At 74.7% G+C, this 18,953-nt stretch carries 12 protein-coding genes; 3 read left to right on the top strand and 9 right to left on the bottom strand.

Translation table 11 applies throughout. The features are described 5' to 3' along the window. Positions 1–20: 20 nt before the first annotated feature. Positions 21–1,163, bottom strand: coding sequence for an extracellular solute-binding protein (locus tag FB458_RS11535; RefSeq protein ID WP_141848618.1), 1,143 nt, complete (start codon positions 1,161–1,163; stop codon positions 21–23). A 127-nt stretch (positions 1,164–1,290) separates the two neighbouring features. Then, positions 1,291–2,148, bottom strand: coding sequence for a uracil-DNA glycosylase (locus FB458_RS11530; RefSeq protein WP_141848617.1), 858 nt, complete (start codon positions 2,146–2,148; stop codon positions 1,291–1,293). A gap of 88 nt (positions 2,149–2,236) precedes the next feature. Here FB458_RS11530 and FB458_RS11525 point away from each other — a divergent pair, with 88 nt between their 5' ends. Further along, entirely contained in the window at positions 2,237–7,846 is a 5,610-nt protein-coding gene (locus FB458_RS11525; protein ID WP_141848616.1) for an ATP-binding protein, read from the top strand. 39 nt (positions 7,847–7,885) lie between these two features. Beyond that, positions 7,886–8,377 carry a hypothetical protein gene (locus tag FB458_RS11520; protein WP_141848615.1) on the top strand — a complete coding sequence of 164 codons (492 nt, stop codon included), beginning with the start codon at positions 7,886–7,888 and terminating at the stop codon, positions 8,375–8,377. Between the two features lie 322 nt (positions 8,378–8,699). On the opposite strand, the gene FB458_RS11515 is transcribed toward FB458_RS11520, so the two are convergent. The 4 genes from FB458_RS11515 to eno all read right to left on the bottom strand — a co-directional run bounded on the left by FB458_RS11515 (position 8,700) and on the right by eno (position 12,305). Next, complete coding sequence (locus tag FB458_RS11515) at positions 8,700–9,683, bottom strand: Ppx/GppA phosphatase family protein (protein WP_141848614.1); 984 nt, start codon at positions 9,681–9,683, stop codon at positions 8,700–8,702. Continuing rightward, a complete protein-coding gene (locus tag FB458_RS11510) occupies positions 9,680–10,159 on the bottom strand; it encodes a DUF501 domain-containing protein (protein ID WP_141850497.1) in 480 nt (159 codons plus the stop codon). The genes FB458_RS11515 and FB458_RS11510 overlap by 4 nt, the downstream gene beginning before the upstream one ends. A 59-nt stretch (positions 10,160–10,218) precedes the next feature. Continuing rightward, positions 10,219–10,833 (bottom strand): FtsB family cell division protein, encoded by a 615-nt coding sequence (locus tag FB458_RS11505; protein WP_141848613.1) that lies wholly within the window; start codon positions 10,831–10,833, stop codon positions 10,219–10,221. A 167-nt stretch (positions 10,834–11,000) separates the two neighbouring features. Beyond that, the gene (eno, locus tag FB458_RS11500; RefSeq protein WP_141848612.1) at positions 11,001–12,305 is read right to left on the bottom strand and encodes a phosphopyruvate hydratase; all 1,305 of its coding nucleotides are present in this window, start codon (positions 12,303–12,305) and stop codon (positions 11,001–11,003) included. Between the two features lie 275 nt (positions 12,306–12,580). Between eno and FB458_RS11495 the strand changes: the two genes are divergently transcribed. Further along, the gene (locus FB458_RS11495; protein WP_141848611.1) at positions 12,581–13,456 is read left to right on the top strand and encodes a sulfotransferase family protein; all 876 of its coding nucleotides are present in this window, start codon (positions 12,581–12,583) and stop codon (positions 13,454–13,456) included. Here the strand turns inward: FB458_RS11495 and FB458_RS11490 are convergent. From FB458_RS11490 to mfd, 3 genes are read right to left on the bottom strand one after another with little or no spacing between them, the layout of a single operon-like run. Further along, on the bottom strand, positions 13,453–14,529 hold the full coding sequence (locus tag FB458_RS11490; protein ID WP_141848610.1) for a MazG nucleotide pyrophosphohydrolase domain-containing protein: 1,077 nt from the start codon (positions 14,527–14,529) through the stop codon (positions 13,453–13,455). The genes FB458_RS11495 and FB458_RS11490 overlap by 4 nt on opposite strands. Beyond that, a complete protein-coding gene (locus FB458_RS11485; protein WP_141848609.1) occupies positions 14,526–15,227 on the bottom strand; it encodes a hypothetical protein in 702 nt (233 codons plus the stop codon). The genes FB458_RS11490 and FB458_RS11485 overlap by 4 nt, the downstream gene beginning before the upstream one ends. Then, complete coding sequence (gene mfd, locus FB458_RS11480) at positions 15,224–18,784, bottom strand: transcription-repair coupling factor (protein WP_141850496.1); 3,561 nt, start codon at positions 18,782–18,784, stop codon at positions 15,224–15,226. Before mfd ends, FB458_RS11485 begins: the two co-directional genes overlap by 4 nt. Positions 18,785–18,953: the final 169 nt, after the last annotated feature.

The raw sequence follows: 18,953 nt of genomic DNA, 5'->3' as shown, positions 1-18,953 counted from the left end.
CTTCCCGGTCATCTGCTCGGTCACTTCCCCGGGACCTTCTGGTCCCACAGGTCGTTGACGTCGCTCGCGTGGTCCGGGGACAGCCCCGGGCGCAGGTTGTTGGCGTCGGCGCCGGAGAACTTCTGCTGCACCTCGCTGCTCAGCTTGCTGATCGGGATGACCGGGTAGCCGGCGATCTTGTCGGCGATCTTCGCCTGCTCGTCGGGCGTGAGGATGAAGTTCGCCAGCTCGGCCGCGAGCTCCTGGTTCTTCGACGCCTTGGTCACGCCGACGTACGCCGCCCCGCCGGTGAAGGACGGGTTGGTGATCTGCTGCGCCTTGACCGTCTTGGGGATGGTGCCGGCGGCCTGGCCGGAGATGAACTGGTCGGACCACACCGGCGCCATGTCGATCTGCCCCGACGACAGGAGCTGGAGGACCTGGTTGTTGCCGTTGGGGTAGACGCCCTTCTGGTACACGTACTGGTTCAGCCCGGACAGCGTCGACCAGCCCGCGTCCCAGTCCTTCTCGAGCGACTTGTCGTAGCCGCTCGTCATCTTCTCGCGGTCGGCCTGCGGGGTCTGGCTGTCGAGGACGGTGACGACGAAGGCCTGCCCCGAGCCGCCGCTCTTGGGCGAGTTGTAGGTGAACTTGCCCGGGTGCGCCTTGATCCAGGTGAGCAGGTCGGCGAGCGTCTTGGGCGGGTCCATGACCGTGGAGGGGTTGTAGGCGAGCAGCACCGACGAGGCGCGGTACGGGATCGCGCCGGCGCCGCCGGCCTTGACGATCTGCGGGTCCACGTCCTTGAGGTTGGTCACCTGCGAGGAGACGTCGGCGAGCAGCCCGGCGCTGGCGGCCTTGTCGGTGAAGCTCGCGACGAGGTCGACGCCCGGGTCCTTCTTCTGCTGCGTGGCCGCGGCGAGGCGGGCGAAGTTCTGCTGGTCGTTGTTGCCGTGCAGGTCGAAGCTCAGCTTGACCGTGGTCCCGGGGTTGGCCTTCTCGAAGTCGGGGATGAGCAGCTGCTGCCACAGCTGCTGGACGTTGGTGTCGCCGCTGGCCGCGACGGTGATGGTCTTGTCCCCGCCCGACGACCCGGACGAGCCGGAGGTCGAGCCGCAGGCGGTGAGGGCGGTGGCGGCGAGGGCGGCGCCCAGCAGGACGCTCCCCGAGGTACGGATGGACATGGCCCCCACCTTGGGGGGCGACGGCGACCGTTGGCAAGGCACACGCGGTAGTTGGTGAGAAAGTCGCAGCCCCGACCCCGGGCGGTCGGCGCCGCGTCACCCCTTGGCCACCGCGCTCCCGGAGAGCTCACAGCCGCGCGACGACATCGTCGAGCATCGCCTCGGTGAGCTTGCCGGTGAAGGTGTTCTGCTGGCTGACGTGGTAGCTTCCGACCAGCCGCACGACGCCGTACGGCGTCCCGAGGCCCACCTCGGCGCCGTGCCCGAACCGCGGCTTGGGTCGCGGCACCTCCCAGCCGCGGCGGCGGGCGGCGCCGAGCGCCGCGTCCCACGCGATCGAGCCGAGCGCGAGCATCGAGCGCAGCCGCGGGGCCGAGAGCTCGAGGTCGCGGTCGAGCCACGGGGCGCAGGTCTCCTTCTCGAGCGTCGTCGGCGTGTTGGCGGGCGGGGCGCAGCGCACGGTCGCGACGATCCGCATCCCGCGCAGCCGCTGCCCGTCGCCGGCGTGCACGCTGGTCGGCCGGTCGGCGAACCCCCCGCGGTGCAGGGCGGCGTACAGCCAGTCGCCGGAGCGGTCGCCGGTGAACATCCGGCCCGTGCGGTTGGTGCCGTTGGCCGCCGGCGCGAGGCCGAGGACGAGGACCTCGACGGCCTCCTCGTCCGGGTCGCCGAAGCCCGGGCCCGGACGGCCCCAGTAGGGCTGGTCGGCGAACGACGCACGGCGCCCCGTCGTCGCGACCGACTCGCGCCACTGCACGAGCCGCGGGCAGGCCCGGCACACGGAGATCCGGGCGTCGAGCTGCGCGACGTCGGGCGCGGCGGCGGCGAGGCGTCGTACCTGCGCGGGGGTGGCGGCGACCGGGGTCGCGGCGTCCGCCGGGTCGCCCGGCCAGCCCGTCCCCGGCGGGACCGGGGAGGGGAAGAGGTCGCCCGTCAGCGGGTGCGGCCGCACGTCGCCGGTCGGTCCCTGCGTGGCCTGCGGCATCCCCGCATCCTCGCACCCGGCCGCCACGCAGGAAGGGGTGGCGCTTGTGACTCGATAGTAGGCGCCGGATGTGGAAGATTCCGAGCCGATGGACGACGTGACGACGCCTTCGGCGACCCCCCAGGACCCTGCCACCTCGACCCCGCCCGCACCCGCCACGACGGCCGCCGGGACCGGTCCCTCGGGCGTGCGCCGGTTCCGCCGGATCGCCGTGGTCAACCGCGGCGAGTCCGCGATGCGCCTCATCCACGCCGTCCGCGAGCTCGACGCCGAGCGCGGCACCCGCACCGAGGTCGTCGCCCTGCACACCGAGGGCGAGCGCCGCGCGATGTTCGTCCGCGAGGCCGACCTCGCCGTCAACCTCGGGCCCGCGAGCGCCCGCCCCTACCTCGACCACGCCGTGCTCGAGCGCGCGCTGCGCGAGTGCGGCGCCGACGCTGCCTGGGTCGGCTGGGGCTTCGTCGCCGAGGACCCGGCCTTCGCCGAGCTGTGCGGCCGGATCGGCGTGACCTTCGTCGGCCCGAGCCCCGAGGCGATGCGCCAGCTCGGCGACAAGATCGGCAGCAAGCTCATCGCCGAGGAGGTCGGCGTCCCCGTCGCGCCGTGGAGCCGGGGCGCCGTCGACACCCTCGAGGACGCGCTCCAGAGCGCGCACCACGTGGGCTACCCGCTCATGCTCAAGGCGACCGCCGGCGGCGGCGGGCGCGGCATCCGCGTCATCACCTCCGACGCCGACCTGCGCGACGCCTACACCCGCACCCGCGACGAGGCCGAGCGCGCGTTCGGCAGCGGCGTCGTCTTCCTCGAGAAGCTCGTCACCGGCGCCCGCCACGTCGAGGTCCAGGTCATCTCCGACGGCCAGGGCACCGCGTGGGCCCTCGGGGTGCGCGACTGCTCCGTGCAGCGGCGCAACCAGAAGGTCATCGAGGAGTCGTCCTCGCCGCTGCTCGCCCCCGACCAGGTCGCCGAGCTCAAGGCCAGCGCCGAGCGGCTCGCCGTCCAGGTCGGGTACGCCGGCGCGGGCACCGTCGAGTTCCTCTACCACCCGACCGACCGGTTCTTCGCCTTCCTCGAGGTCAACACCCGCCTGCAGGTCGAGCACCCGATCACCGAGGTGACGACCGACACCGACCTGGTCAAGCTGCAGCTGCACGTCGCCGGCGGCGGCCGGCTCGAGGGCCGCCCGCCGGTCGAGCAGGGCCACGCCATCGAGGCGCGGCTCAACGCGGAGGACCCCGACCGCGACTTCGCGCCGTCGCCCGGTCGGATCACCCTGCTCACGCTGCCCGCCGGCCCCGGCATCCGCGTCGACACCGGCGTGGCCGAGGGCGACAGCATCCCGGCCGACTTCGACTCGATGATCGCCAAGATCATCGCCTACGGCCGCGACCGCGACGAGGCCCTCGGGCGGCTGCGCCGGGCCATGGAGGACACGACCGTCGTCATCGAGGGCGGCTCGACCAACAAGAGCTTCGTCCTCGACCTGCTCGACCAGCACGAGGTCGTCCGCGGCGAGCCGCAGTGGTGCGACACCGGCTGGATCGACCGGGTCCGCTCCCAGGGCCGGCTCGTCGCCGCCGCGCACTCCGGCGTCGCGCTCGTCGCCGCCGCCATCGAGGCCTACGACGAGCAGGAGCAGACCGAGGTCGCGCGCCTGCTCGAGACCGCCCGCGGCGGGCGCCCGCAGGTGCAGCACAAGGGCGGGCGCACCGTCGAGCTCAAGCTGCGCGGGACGTCGTACGTCGTCCGGGTCAGCCGCCTCGGCCCGCAGCGCTTCCGCGTCGCCGTCGACGACCGGCCCGCGATCGACGCCGACGTCGAGCGCCTCGACGCGCACCGCAGCCGGCTCACCCTCGAGGGCCGCCGGCACCGCCTCGTCACCGCGACGCACGGCCCCGTCCACCTCGTCGAGGTCGACGGCGTCACCCACCGGGTCAGCCGCGACGAGGGCGGCGTCCTGCGCTCCCCCGCGCCGGCGCTCGTCGTCGCCACCCCGGCCGCCGTCGGCACCGAGGTGGCCGCGGGCCAGCCCGTCCTCGTCCTCGAGTCGATGAAGATGGAGACCGTCATCCCGGCGCCGTTCGCGGCGACGGTCAAGGAGCTGCACGTCTCGGCCGGCAGCCAGGTCGAGTCCGGTGCCCCGCTGGTGCGGCTCGAGCCGACCGGCGACGCGGCCGAGGCCGTCGACACCGCCTCCGACGTCGACCTCGACCTGCCGCTGCCCGCTCCCGACGGCACCGCCGAGGAGCGCGCGCGCGAGGCGCTCACCGAGCTGTCCGGCATGCTGCTCGGGTACGACGTCGTGCCGTCCGGCTCGGGCGACGCCCTCAGCACCTACCTCGCCGCCCGTGACGAGCTGGCCCGGCAGGGCGGGGTCCCGCTCGAGGCCGAGACCGAGCTGCTGCGCCTCTTCGCCGACTTCGCCGAGCTCTCGCGCAACCGGCCGGTCGTGCAGGAGGAGCACCTGGAGAACGTCGTGCACTCCCCGCGCGAGTTCTTCCACACCTACCTGCGCACCCTCGACCCGGAGCGCGGCGGGCTCACCGACGACTTCCGGACCAAGCTGGCCCGGGTGCTCGCGCACTACGGCGTCACCTCGTTCGACCGCGGCCGCGAGCTCGACGACGCGGTCTTCCGGATCTTCCTCGCCCAGCAGCGCTCGACGCCCGACGTCACGCTGGCCAGTGCGCTGCTGCAGCGCTGGACCACCGAGCCGCGCCCGACCCCGCCGCACGACGCCACCGCGCGCGAGGTGCTCGACCGGCTCGTGCTCGCCGCGCAGCTGCGCTTCCCGCTCGTCGGCGACCTGGCCCGCAGCGTGCGCTTCCGCTGGTTCGACCAGCCGCTCGTCGACGCCGACCGGGCCGCCGTGCTCGCCGACGTCGCCGCCGAGGTCGAGGACCTCGCCGCGCACCCGGACGCCGCCGACCGCGCCGAGCGGATCGAGCAGCTGGCCGCCATCCCCGAGCAGATCGTCCGCTTCCTCGCCGCGCGCCTCGACGACGAGCTGCCCGAGCAGGAGCCGATGCTCGAGGTCCTCGTCCGGCGGCACTACCGCGAGTACGACCTCACCGACGTCCGCTCGCTCGGGGTCGACGGGCGGCCCTTCGTCGTCGCCGACTACACGCTCGACGACCGGCCGACGCACCTCGTGTCGACCATCGGCCGGGTCGCCGAGCTCACCCCCGGCAGCCCGCTCGTCACGGCGGTCGACGCCCGGCTGGCGCAGGCCCGTGAGGGCCAGCAGGCCGTCGTCGACCTCTACCTGCGCTGGCCCGACCTGCCCGCCGACCAGGGCGAGGCGGTCTCGGCGCTGCGCGAGGCGCTCGAGGGCGTCGACTTCCCGCGCCGGGTGCGTCGGGTCGCCCTCGCCGTCTCCCGCGGCGGGGAGCGCGCGGCCGACACGGCGTACTTCACCTTCCGCCCCGACCCCGAGGGCACCGGCCTGTTCGAGGACGACCTCGTCCGCGGCGTGCACCCGATGGTCGGCCGGCGGCTGGCCCTGTGGCGGCTGCGCGCCTTCGACCTCACCCGCGTCGACTCGCCCGAGGACGTCGTGCTGCTGCACGCCGTCGCCAAGGACAACCCGTCCGACCAGCGCCTCGTCGCGCTGGCCCAGGTGCGTCAGTTCGGCGTCGTGCGCGACGAGTCGGGCGCCATCACGGCGCTGCCGCACGTCGAGCGCGCCATCGCCGGCTGCCTCGAGGCGATCCGGCGCGCCCGCGCCGCCCGCGGCGCCGCCGGCGCCCGGCTCGACATGAACCACGTGTGGCTGCACGTGTGGCCGGTCATCGACGCCGAGGTCGAGCAGATCACCGCGCTGCAGGACAAGATCGCCCCGCTCACCGCCGGCGCCGGGATCGAGGAGATCCTCGCCGAGGGCCGCGTCCTCGGGCCGGACGGGACGCCGGTGCCGATCTCGGCGCGGTTCTCCTACCGCCCGGGCTCGGGGGTCACCTCGAAGATCGACGCGCCCTCCACCGAGCTGCTCAAGCCCGTCGACGACTACCAGCAGAAGGTCCTGCGGGCCCGTCGCCGCGGCCTGGTCTACCCCTACGAGCTGCAGAACATGATCACCGGCGAGGGCGGCTCCGCGCAGGAGCTCGACCTCGACGACACGGGCCGGCTCGTCCCGGTCGACCGCGCCCCGGGCCTGAACAAGGCCGGGATCATCGCCGGCCTCGTCACCAGCCCGACCCGGCTGCACCCCGAGGGCGTCGAGCGCGTCCTGCTCGCCGGTGACCCGACCAAGGCGCTCGGCGCGGTCGCCGAGCCCGAGTGCGCCCGGATCATCGCCGCCCTCGACCTCGCGCAGGAGAAGGGCATCCCCGTCGAGTGGTACGCCCTCTCGGCCGGGGCGCGGATCTCGATGGACTCCGGCGTGGAGAACATGGACTGGGTGGCCCGCGCGCTGCGCCGGATCATCGAGTTCACCCAGGCGGGCGGCGAGATCAACATCGTCGTCGCGGGCATCAACGTCGGCGCCCAGCCGTACTGGAACGCCGAGGCGACGATGCTCATGCACACCAAGGGCATCCTCGTCATGACGCCCGACTCGGCGATGGTCCTCACCGGCAAGCAGTCGCTCGACTTCTCCGGCGGCGTCTCCGCCGAGGACAACTTCGGCATCGGCGGCTACGACCGCGTCATGGGCCCCAACGGCCAGGCGCAGTACTGGGCCCCGGACCTCGCGAGCGCGCTGCACGTGCTTCTCGAGCACTACGACCACGCGTACGTCGTCCCCGGCTCGAGCGGTCCCAAGCAGGTCGCGACGAGCGACCCGGTCGACCGTGACGTGTCGCCGTACCCGCACGTCCTCGCCGGCAGCGACTTCACCACGGTCGGCGACATCTTCGGCGCGGCGACCAACCCCGACCGCAAGAAGGCCTTCGACATCCGCACCGTCATGCGGGCCGTCGCCGACCAGGACCACCCGGTCCTCGAGCGCTGGGCCGGCATGGCCGACGCGGAGACCGCCGTCGTCACCGACGTGCACCTCGGGGGGATCCCGGTCTCGCTCATCGGGATCGAGTCCCGCTCGGTGCCGCGGCGGGGCATCCCGCCGACGGACGGCCCCGACGCCTACACCGCCGGGACGCTGTTCCCGCGCTCGAGCAAGAAGGTCGCGCGGGCCGTCAACGCCGCGAGCGGCAACCGTCCCGTCGTCGTCCTGGCCAACCTGTCCGGCTTCGACGGCTCCCCGGAGTCGATGCGGGCGCTGCAGCTGGAGTACGGCGCCGAGATCGGCCGGGCCATCGTCAACTTCGACGGCCCGATCGTCTTCGTCGTCGTCTCGCGCTACCACGGCGGTGCCTTCGTCGTGTTCTCCAAGGCGCTCAACGAGCGGATGACGGTGCTCGCCGTCGACGGCTCGTTCGCGTCGGTCCTCGGCGGCGCCCCCGCCGCGGCCGTCGTGTTCAGCGCCGACGTCGACGCCCGCACCGCCGCCGACCCGCGGGTCACCGCGGCCGAGCGGGCGCTGGCCGAGGCCGGGGAGCACGACCGGGCGGCGGCCCAGGTGGCCCTCACCGACACCCGCACCTCGGTGCGCGCGGAGAAGCTGGGCGAGGTGGCGTCGGAGTTCGACGGGATCCACAGCATCCGCCGCGCCGTGCAGGTAGGGTCCGTCGACAAGGTCATCCAGGCGTCGGACCTGCGCCCCGAGATCGTCGCGGCGCTGCGGGCCTCGCTCGGCTGACAGCCCGACGTGGCTGCCTCGGGGGCAGCGGAGGACGAGATGAGCGCAGCACCACCCGGCTGGTACCCCTACGGCGGCGGGCAGGGCTACTGGGACGGCTCGCGCTGGACCCAGGCCCTGCCGCCGACGCCGGCCCCCTCCCCGACGCCGTCGTACCCGCCCACCAGCCCGCTGCCGACGTCGCCGTACGACGCCCCGGTCACCCCCGCGGCGGCGCCGTACGCCGCGTACCCGCCGCCCGGGTCGCCGTACGGGTCGCCGTACGGGCAGGGGCACCCGGCGCCGTACGCCGTCGCGCCGAAGACCCCCGCCCTCATGCTGCTCGCGTCGTTCTTCCTGCCCGGTCTGGGCTCGATGCTCAACGGCGACACCCGCCGCGGCGTGCTCATCCTCGTCAGCTACCTGCTGTCCTGCGTGCTCACCCTCGTCGTCATCGGGATCGTCGGGGTGTTCGGCTTCTGGGTGTGGGGGATGGTCGACGCGTACCAGGGCGCGCAGCGCTGGAACGCGCGACACGGCATCCTCAGCTGAGGCCGAGCCGTTCGCCGGGTCGGGGAGCCGTACGGACGAGGTGGGTCGACCGGCACGGTCGATGGTCCGGCCCCGCCGACGCTGACAGTCTTCTCCACGTGACGGGAAGGGCCTGACGATCCTCCCGGGCGGCCGGTCGCGCCCGTCACGAACACGGGAGCTCGATGTCCCCGGTACCTCAACCCACGGGCAGGGTGGGTCGGTACCGGGGGCATCGCCGTGTCCGGGGCAGCCCCGCGAATCGGATTCGTCCCGCTCGGCTCCCGTCACGACCCGAGCCGAGCGCCGCGAACCCGATTCGGGTGGGTCGGCGGTCAGGGGCTCAGCGCAGGCGCTCGGCGGCGGTGAGCGCGATCCCGTCGAGGATGTCGTGCTCGCTCGTCACGACGAGCAGCGGCTCCCCGCTCCGGTACGGCGCGCTGCGGGCCTCGACGCGGGCCACGACCCGCTCCCACACCAGCGCGCCGGCGCCGATGACGTCGACCCGGCCCGGGTGCACGTAGGGCAGCGCGGCCCGCTCCGCGCGGGTCGCGTGCAGCAGGTCGAGCGACGCGGCGCGGGCCTCGTCCGGCGAGCACGTCGCGAGGTGGACGGCCGCGGCGTCGTACGCCGGCAGCCGCAGGCGGTGCGCCGTGATCGTCGTGACCGACCCGGCGAGGCCGACCAGGGCGCGCACCGACCCGAGGTCGACGGCCGCGTCGGCGGCGTCGAGGGCCACGTCGACATCGGCCCGGGCCGCCTCGACCTGCTCCGGCGTCGGCGGGTCACCGGCCAGGTGCCGCTCGTGCAGCCGGACGCTGCCGACGTCGACCGACAGCGCCGCCTCGACGGTGTCGGTGCCGCGGGCCAGCTCGGTCGAGCCGCCGCCCAGGTCGACGACGAGGTACGGCGCCGCGACCCCCGCCGCGCGCAGGTCGCCCGTCGCGCCGCGGAACGACAGGGCCGCCTCCTCGGCGCCGGTGACGACCTCGGGCGCGACGTCCCAGCGGGCGAACGCCTCGCGCACGCCCGCGACGAACTCGGCCGCGTTCTCGGCGTCCCGGGACGCCGACGTCGCGACGAAGCGCACGGCGCCCACCCCGGCGTCCGCGCACGCGTCGGCGTACCGGCGGCTCTGCGCGAGGGTGCGCTCCATCGCCGCCGGGTCGATCCGGCCGGTGCGGTCGACGCCGTAGCCGAGCCGGACGACCTCGACGTCGCGCACGACGTCGGTGAGCCCGCCCGCCTCGTCGACGTCGGCGACGAGCAGTCGGATCGAGTTGGTGCCGCAGTCGACGGCGCCCACCCGCACGGACCGCGAGGTCACGACGCCGGGTCCTCCGCGGCCTGCTGGGCGCAGCTCGTCGGCTCCCACCACGGCCCGAGCAGCGCGAGCGCCTCGTCGCCGAGCGGGTTGACGCCGGGTCCGACGCCGAGGGAGTGCGCGGCGAGGACGTGCAGGCACTTGACCCGGTCGGGCATGCCGCCGGCGGAGATGCCGTCGATCTCCTCGACCGAGCCGAGCTCGGCACGGCGGCGCAGGTAGTCCTCGTGGGCGGCGAGGTATGCCGTCGCCAGCTCGGGCTCGGCGCCCAGCCGGTCCTGCATCTCGCGCATGAGGCCCTGGCTCTCGAGCGTGCTCAGCGCCCCGGTCAGCCGCGGGCAGGTCGCGTAGAAGGACGTCGGGAACGGCGTGCCGTCGGGCAGCCGCGGCGCGGTCCGCACGACGTCGGGCTCGCCGCACGGGCAGCGGTGCGCGACGGCGACGACCCCGCGCATCGGCCGGCCGCGCTGGCGGGACATCGCGGCGAGGTCCGCGTCGGTCACGCCGTCGGCCCGCCCGGGATCCGGCGGGGCGTCGCTCACGGGGCGACCGGCTCCATGCCGGCGGTGGGCTGGTCGGCCAGCTGCACGGACTTCCACAGCGCGCCGTACCAGGGCAGGGTGCCCGAGGACGACGGCGCGGCGACGCTGGCTCCCGAGGGCAGCGACGGGGCCGCGTCGGCGGGGTCGATGACGGAGTACGACTTCTCCCCCGGCTTGACGAACTTCAGCCGCTCCCGGGCCTGCTGCTCGACGTAGGCCGGGTCCTGCCAGCGGGCCAGCTCGGCCTGCTGCGCGGCGACGTCGGCCTCCTGCGCGGCGATCGTCGAGTGGAGCTGGGCGATCTGGCTGCGCTGCCGGATGACCGACCGCGCGGTCGGGACGAGCGTGACGAGCAGCATGACGACGATCGTCGCGAGGACGGCGCCGCGCACCCAGGCCTTGGACGAGGTCGGCTCGACCGGCTGCGGCGTGCGGCCCCGGGAGGCCTCGGCCGGGCGTCGGGCGGCCGGGCCGGGGCGCGGGCTCGTCGTGCGGGCGGCGCTCGGGCGTGCCGTCGTCGTCCGGCCGGACGCCGGTCGCGGGGCCCGGGGACGGGGGGTGGCGGACGTGGCCCGCCCGGCCGGGCGGCCGGGTCGTGCGGTCCGGTCCATCGTCACCTCTCGTCCCACTTCTCGCGCGGCTCGTCGCGCCCACTCGCTCGCCGCCCAGTGTGTCAGGCACCGGGACGACGACGGCGCCGCCACGCCCGGGTGGGCGTGGCGGCGCCGTACGGCGTCCTGCGCGTCGCGGACGGCGCGCTGCGTGGGCCCGTCGAGGCTCAGTCCTGCGCGGCCGGGGTCCACCCCGCGAAGCGCGGGAAGGCGCCCGCGCCGGCGTACAGGGCCGCGTTGTCGAGCTCCTCCTCGATGCGCAGCAGCTGGTTGTACTTGGCCACCCGCTCGGACCGGGCCGGCGCGCCGGTCTTGATCTGGCCGCAGTTCGTCGCGACGGCGAGGTCGGCGATCGTCGTGTCCTCGGTCTCGCCGGAGCGGTGGCTCATCATGCAGCGGTAGCCGTTGCTCTGCGCGAGAGCGACGGCGTCGAGGGTCTCGGTGAGCGAGCCGATCTGGTTGACCTTGACGAGCAGCGCGTTGGCCGTGCCCGACGAGATGCCGCGCTGGAGCCGCTCGGGGTTGGTGACGAAGAGGTCGTCGCCGACGATCTGGACCGAGGAGCCGAGACGGTCCGTCATCGCCTTCCAGCCGTCCCAGTCCTCCTCGTCGAGCGGGTCCTCGATCGAGACGAGGGGGTACGACGCGACGAGGTCGGCGTAGTAGTCGACCATCTGCTCGGAGGTGCGCGACTCGCCCTCGAAGCGGTAGGTGCCGCCCTCCTCGTGGAACTCGGTCGCGGCGACGTCGAGCGCGAGCGCGATGTCGGTGCCCGGGGTGTAGCCGGCCTTCTCGATGGCCTCGAGGATGAGGTCGAGCGCGGCGCGATTGCTCTCCAGGCTCGGGGCGAAGCCGCCCTCGTCGCCGAGACCGGTGGCCAGGCCGCGGGCCTTGAGCACCGACTTCAGCGCGTGGTAGACCTCCGCGCCCCAGCGCAGCGCCTCACGGAAGGACGGCGCACCGATCGGGGCGACCATGAACTCCTGGATGTCGACGTTGGAGTCGGCGTGGGCGCCGCCGTTGAGGATGTTCATCATCGGCACGGGCAGCACGTGCGCGTTGGGGCCCCCGAGGTAGCGGAAGAGCGGCAGCCCGGACGAGTCCGCGGCGGCGCGGGCCACGGCCAGCGAGACGCCGAGGATGGCGTTGGCACCGAGGGTGGCCTTGTTGGGCGATCCGTCGAGCTCGATCATCTCGGCGTCGACGAGCCGCTGCTCGGACGCCTCGAAACCGACCAGGCGCGGGTGGATGTCGTCGAGCACCGCGTCGACGGCGCCCTGGACGCCCTTGCCGAGGTACCGGCCGTCGTCGCCGTCGCGACGCTCGGACGCCTCGAAGGCGCCGGTCGACGCGCCGGACGGGACCGCCGCGCGGGCGATCGTGCCGTCGTCCAGCGCCACCTCGACCTCGACGGTGGGGTTGCCGCGCGAGTCGAGGATCTCGCGGGCGCCGACTGCCTCGATGGTGGCCACAGGGGCTCCTTGCGTGAGTGACGGGTGGGCGGGCCCGGGCGGTCCCCGGGGGCCGACCCGAGCCTAGCCACCCTCGCGGGACCCGCGGCGCGCGCGCCCGAGGTGCGGTCGGACCGGTTCCCGCGTTCACCGTCCCGATCCCTCCCGGATGAGTAGGCTTCACCTCGGACTGCGAGTCTTCCCCGGCCGGCAGCCCCGTCCCCAGCGCACCTCTCACCGCTCTCCCCTCGCCACCGCGTCCCCCCGACGGCCCGGCCCGTCCCAGGAGGTCCCCCGTGCCCGCACCAGCCCGTCACGGCGCGCTGCGACGACGCGAGCGCACCCGCCTGCGCCGCGCCTACACGACGACCCGCGCCTGGGCGCGCTCGCTCGCCCCCGGCGTCGGCACGTCGCTGCCGGACGTCGTCGTCATCGGCGGCCAGCGCTGCGGGACGACGTCGCTCTTCCGCTACCTGGCGGCCCACCCCGACGTCGTCACCCCCCGCTCCAAGGAGCTCAACGCGCTGAGCCTGCACTACGGCAAGGGCCCCGGCTGGTACGCCGGGCACTTCCCCGCCGTCCTGCCGCACCAGCGCGCGATGGAGGCCAGCCCCCTCTACCTCGCCGACCCCCGGGTGCCCGCCCGCGCCGCCGAGCGGCTGCCGGACGCCCTCTTCGTGGCCCTGCTGCGCGACCCGGTCGAGCGGGCCTACAGCCACTACCTGCACAACCTCGAGTACGCCGCCGAGTCGCTGAGCTTCGTCGACGCGCTCGACGCCGAGCCCGAGCGGATCGCGCACGCGCGCCGGCTCGGGCTGGGCAGCCGCCGCGGCATCGAGCTGTTCCGCAACGCGTCCTACGTCACCCGCGGCCGGTACGCCGACCAGCTCGAGCGGTGGCTCTCCTTCGTGCCGCGCGAGCAGCTGCTCGTCGTGCGGTCCGAGGACTTCTTCGCCGACCCGGCGACGACGTACGACGAGGTGCTGGAGCGGGTCGGTCTGCCCGCCTTCGACGGGGTGGAGTTCCAGCGGACCAACCACTGGGACGACACGCGCGAGACCCAGCTGACCCCGGCGGTGCGGGCCCGGCTCGAGGAGGAGCTGGCCGAGTCCGACGAGCGGCTCACCGCGCTGCTCGGCTGGACGCACGGCTGGAGCCGGCTGACCGCCTAGCGGTCCCGGTCCGGCGGGCCCGGGCGGGTCGCCGCCGCGTCCAGGGTGCGCAGCACCCCGCGCAGGGCCTGGTCGGGGTCGACGCCGTCGGCCTCGAGCTCGGCGACGAGCGACAGCAGACGCCGACCCGCGACCGCGGTGGGCGCCGGGTCGTCGTCGGTCAGGGCCCCGTCGAGCAGGTCGGCCGCGTCCCGGCGCCGCAGCCGGGAGACGACCTTGGTCGCCCTCGCCAGCGGGGGCAGTCCGGCGGGCACGCCGGCGAGCGGCCCGGTGTCCCCGTCGCCCCGGGCGGCCTTCTCACCGGCCTTGATCTGCTCCCAGTTCGCCTCGACGGCCCCGGCGTCGGCGGCGTCGCTGCCGAACGACCCGTCGACGGCGAAGACGTGCGGGTGGCGGCGCACGAGCTTGGTGACGATGGCGTCGGCGACGTCGTCGAGGTCGAACGGCGTGTGCGGGTGCTCCTCGCCGACGCGGGCGTGGAAGGCGACCTGCAGCAGCACGTCCCCGAGCTCCTCGACGACGGCGACCCGGTCGGGGACCGCGCCACGGGCCTCCGCGTCGGCGGCCGCCTCGATCGCCTCGACCGCCTCGTGGGCCTCCTCGACGAGGTAGGGCACGAGCGTGCTCGGGGTCTGCTGGGCGTCCCAGGGGCAGCCGCCGGGCGAGCGCAGCCGGTCCATGACGGCGACGAGGTCGAGGACTCGGGCCCCCGGCGGGTCCCACGAGCCGACGAGGACCTCGACGTCCGGCGGCGTGACCCCCGCACCGACGAGCCGGGTGACCTCGGCCGCGACGGTGTCGGTCAGGCCGGGGTCGGCGTCCGAGGAGCCGACCCAGACCACCGCGCGCCCGTCGGCCCGGGCGACGAGGTCGCGGCCCAGCGGGAGGTCCGGGTGCGCCGATGCGGGGTCCGCGACGCTCAGCCCCGCGGCGGTGACCGCGGCGACCTGGGGCTCGTCGGGGTGCCCGAGCACCTCGTCGGCGGCCTCGAGGACCTGCCAGGCCTCGCGGGTGAGCAGCCCGGCGGGCAGCCGCGGGCTGGTCAGCAGCAGGGTGAGCCGGCCCCCGCTCACTGCCCGGCGGGCGCCGTGGCCTGCGCGGTCGGGGTCGAGCCCGGGGTGATCCAGTTCGGCGAGAGCGGGGTCACCGTCGGCGCCAGCCCCCGCACGAAGGTGCCGTAGCGGGGGTTGACGGTGACGTCGGCGTCCTGGACCGCCTTCTGCAGGCTCTGCGCGGCGGACTCCGAGAGCCCGCCCTGCGCGGCCTGGCCCGAGACGACGATCGCCTCGAAGAGGTCCTTGGTCTCCGGCGCGGGCGACGGCACCCGGCTGAGCACCTGGGCGTAGCTGGCGTCCGGCTTCCACGCGCCCGTGCTCCGCGCCCAGGGCACGACGATCCGCGACTGCACGAGGTAGGGCAGGATCTGCGTCTGCGTCGCCTCGGTGCCACCGGCCGCGCGGGCGAAGGCGTTGTACTGGTCGGTCGCCGTGGTCAGCTCGTCGGCCGTGACGGCCTGGCCGTCGACGACGGCGACGGCGTTCATCTTCTGCACGGTGCTGCAGCCGCCGAGCAGGACGAGACCGGCTGCGGCCAGCGCGGGCACGGCGGCGCGCCGCCGACGGCGGGGGACGGCTCGGCCGACCTCGGTCGCGCGGGTCGGGAGCGGCAGCATGCGGGGTCCTTCCGGCCGGGCCGCCCGGCGGGTGCGCCGGGCGTGCGGGATGACGTGCTCGCGGGCCATTGTGCCGTCCGCGGGGCCCGTGGCGCTCATCGGGTCGCCTGGACCCGGGCGGCACCGGCGATGTCGTCGAGCAGGACGGCCCGCACGAGGTCGGCGGCCCAGGAGAGGACCGCCTCGTCGCGCAGCGGCTTGCCCCCCACCCGCGCGGTCATCGGCTGCGGGACGAGGATCGTGTGCAGCGCCTCCTTGACGATCGTGCCGGGGTAGAGCCGCTGCAGCCGCAGCTGCTGGCTCTCGCGCAGCTCGACCGGCCCGAAACGGACCGACCGGCCCTGGACGGCGACGTCGGTGATCCCGGCGGCCCGGGCCACGGTGCGCAGCCGCGCCACCTGCAGGAGCGTCTGCACCGGCGCCGGCGGGGCGCCGTACCGGTCCCGCAGCTCGGCCTCGATCTCCTCGACCTGGGCCTCGTCGAGCACGGCGGCGAGCTTCTTGTAGGCCTCGAGGCGCAGCCGCTCGCCCGGGATGTAGTCGTGCGGCAGGTGCGCGTCGACGGGCAGCTCGATCTTGATCTCGACCGGCGCCGACTCCCCCTCGCCACGGAACTCCGCCACGGCCTCGCCGACCAGCCGGACGTACAGGTCGAAGCCGACCCCCTCGATGTGGCCCGACTGCTCGCCGCCGAGCAGGTTGCCCGCGCCGCGGATCTCGAGGTCCTTCATCGCAACCTGCATGCCGGCACCGAGGTCGGTGTGGCTCTGGATGGTCATCAGCCGGTCGTGCGCCGTCTCGGTGAGCGGCTTCTCCGGCGGGTAGAGGAAGTAGGCGTAGGCGCGCTCCCGGCCGCGGCCGACGCGCCCACGCAGCTGGTGCAGCTGGCTCAGCCCGAAGGCGTCGGCCCGCTCGACGATGAGCGTGTTGGCGTTGGAGATGTCCAGCCCCGTCTCGACGATCGTCGTGCAGACCAGGACGTCGAACTTCTTGTCCCAGAAGTCCTGGACCACCGCCTCGAGCCGGTGCTCGCCCATCTGTCCGTGGGCCGTCGCGACCCGGGCCTCGGGGACGAGCTCTCGCAGCCGGGAGGCCGCCCGCTCGATCGAGCTGACCTTGTTGTGGACGAAGAACACCTGTCCCTCGCGCAGCAGCTCACGGCGCACGGCGGCGACGATCTGCTTCTCCTCGTAGCCGCCGACGTAGGTGAGCACCGGGTGGCGCTCCTCCGGCGGGGTGAGCAGCGTCGACATCTCGCGGATGCCGGTGACCGCCATCTCGAGCGTGCGCGGGATCGGGGTGGCCGACATCGACAGCACGTCGACGGCGGTGCGCAGGGTCTTCAGCCGCTCCTTGTGCTCGACGCCGAAGCGCTGCTCCTCGTCGACGACGACGAGCCCGAGGTCCTTGAAGCGGACCTCACCGGTCAGCAGCCGGTGGGTGCCGATGACGACGTCGACGCTGCCGTCCTCGAGACCGGCGAGGACCTCCTTGGCCTCCTTGTCGCTCTGGAACCGCGAGAGCGAGCGGACCACGACCGGGAAGGGGGCGTAGCGCTCGGTGAAGGTCGACAGGTGCTGGGAGACGAGCAGCGTCGTCGGGCACAGCACCGCGACCTGCTTGCCGTCCTGCACCGCCTTGAACGCCGCCCGCAGGGCGATCTCGGTCTTGCCGTAGCCGACGTCGCCGCAGATCAGCCGGTCCATCGGGACCTGCTTCTCCATGTCGGCCTTGACCTCGTCGATGGTCGAGAGCTGGTCGGGGGTCTCGACGTACGCGAAGGCGTCCTCGAGCTCGCGCTGCCAGGGGGTGTCGGGGCCGAAGGCGTGCCCGACGGTGGCCATCCGCGCGCTGTACAGCCGGATGAGGTCGGCGGCGATCTGCTTGACGTAGCGCCGGGCACGGGCCTTGGTCTTGTGCCAGTCCGAGCCGCCCATCTTGTTGAGCGAGGGCGCCTCGCCGCCGACGTACTTCGTCACCTGGTCGAGCTGGTCGGTGGGGACGAAGAGCCGGTCGCCGGGCTGGCCGCGCTTGCTCGGGGCGTACTCGATGACGAGGTACTCGCGGGTCGCGCCGCCCACGGTGCGCTGCATCATCTCGACGAAGCGGCCGACCCCGTGCTGCTCGTGGACGACGAAGTCGCCCGCCCGCAGCTGCAGCGGGTCGACCTGGTTGCGCCGCCGCGACGGCATCCGGCGCATGTCCTTGGTCGAGCCCTGGCCGGGCTGGCCGGTGAGGTCGGTCTCGGTGACGACGGCGAGCCTCGCCGCCTCGTCGACGAACCCGTGGCCGAGCGAGCCGGTGCTGACGTGGACGACGCCGGGCGCGAGGTCGTCGCCGACCGGGTCGAGGGTGGCGGCGACGCCGGCGTCGGCCAGCACCTCGGTGACGCGGCGGGCCAGCCCGGCACCGTCGGTGACGACGACGACCTTCCACCCGTCGGCGGTCCAGCCGCGCAGCGCGGCGACGGCCGCCTCGGTGTCGCCGCGGAACGGCTCGACCTCGGTGACGCCGAGGGCCACCGCCTCGCCGGGCTCGTCGTCGCCGGACGGCGCGTCGGCGTACCGGGCCAGGTCGGTGTCGCTGAGGAACCCGGTGAGCGACCACCAGGGGCGGCCGGCCGACAGGGCGTGCTCGCGCACCTGCGCCAGCGGCCAGTACGACGCCGTCCCGAGGACGGACTGCAGGTCGACGGGGACGGCACCACTGCCGGCCGAGGCGCCGACCCAGCTGGCCTCGAGGAACTCGGCGCTCGTCGCGACGAGGTCGTGGGCGCGGGTGCGCACCCGCTCGGGGTCGCTGAGCAGGACCAGCGACTCGGGCGGGAAGCAGTCGAGCAGCGGCTGCATGCCGTCGACGAGCGCGGGCGCGAGCGACTCCATGCCCTCGACGGCGATGCCCTCGGCGAGCTTGCCGAGCATGTCGGCCACCCCCGGCAGCTCGGCCGCCAGCTCGGCCGCGCGGGCGCGCACGGCGTCGGTGAGCAGCAGCTCGCGGCACGGCGGGGCCCACAGGCCCTGCTCGGCGATCTCGAGGCTGCGCTGGTCGGCCACCTTGAACCAGCGCACCTCCTCGACCGTGTCGCCCCAGAACTCGACGCGGACCGGGTGCTCCTCGGTGGGCGGGAAGACGTCGAGGATGCCGCCGCGGACGGCGAACTCGCCGCGCTTCTCGACGAGGTCGGTGCGGGTGTACGCCGCCCCGGCGAGCGCCTCGACGACGTCCTCCAGCGGGCGCTCGTCCCCCGGGCGCAGGACGACGGGCACGAGGTCGCCGAGCCCGGCGACGAGCGGCTGGAGCAGCGCCCGGACCGGGGCGAGGACGACACCGAGCGGGCCGGCCGCAGGGTCCTGCGGGTCCGGGTGGGCCAGCCGCCGCAGCACCGCCAGCCGGCGGCCGACGGTGTCCGAGCGGGGGCTGAGCCGCTCGTGGGGCAGCGTCTCCCAGCTGGGGAACGAGGCGACCGCGTCCGGGCCGAGGAAGCAGCGAAGCGCGGACTCGAGGTCCTCGGCCTCGCGCGTCGTCGCGGTGACGAGCAGGACGGGGGCCCGGAAGCCGGTGCCCCCCTGGGCCAGCAGGGCGGTGAGGGCGGCCCGCGCCCCCGGCGGGACGGCGACCTCGACGTCCAGGGCGCGCTCGCGGGCGCGGGCGCGCACCTGCTCGACGAGCGGGGAGGCGCCCCAGACCCGGGCGAGGGCGGCGAGGGGACCGACCGGGGGGTCGGCCGGGCCGGCGGGTCCGCCGGATCCGACGGGGGTGGAGGTGGGGTGCAGGGCGGTGCTGGGGCTCACGGTGCTCCGAAGGACGAGCGGGTGGACGAGCGGG

The organism is Lapillicoccus jejuensis (assembly GCF_006715055.1).
GTDB classification, from domain to species: domain Bacteria; phylum Actinomycetota; class Actinomycetes; order Actinomycetales; family Dermatophilaceae; genus Lapillicoccus; species Lapillicoccus jejuensis.
This window is presented reverse-complemented; position numbering and strand designations above follow the sequence as displayed.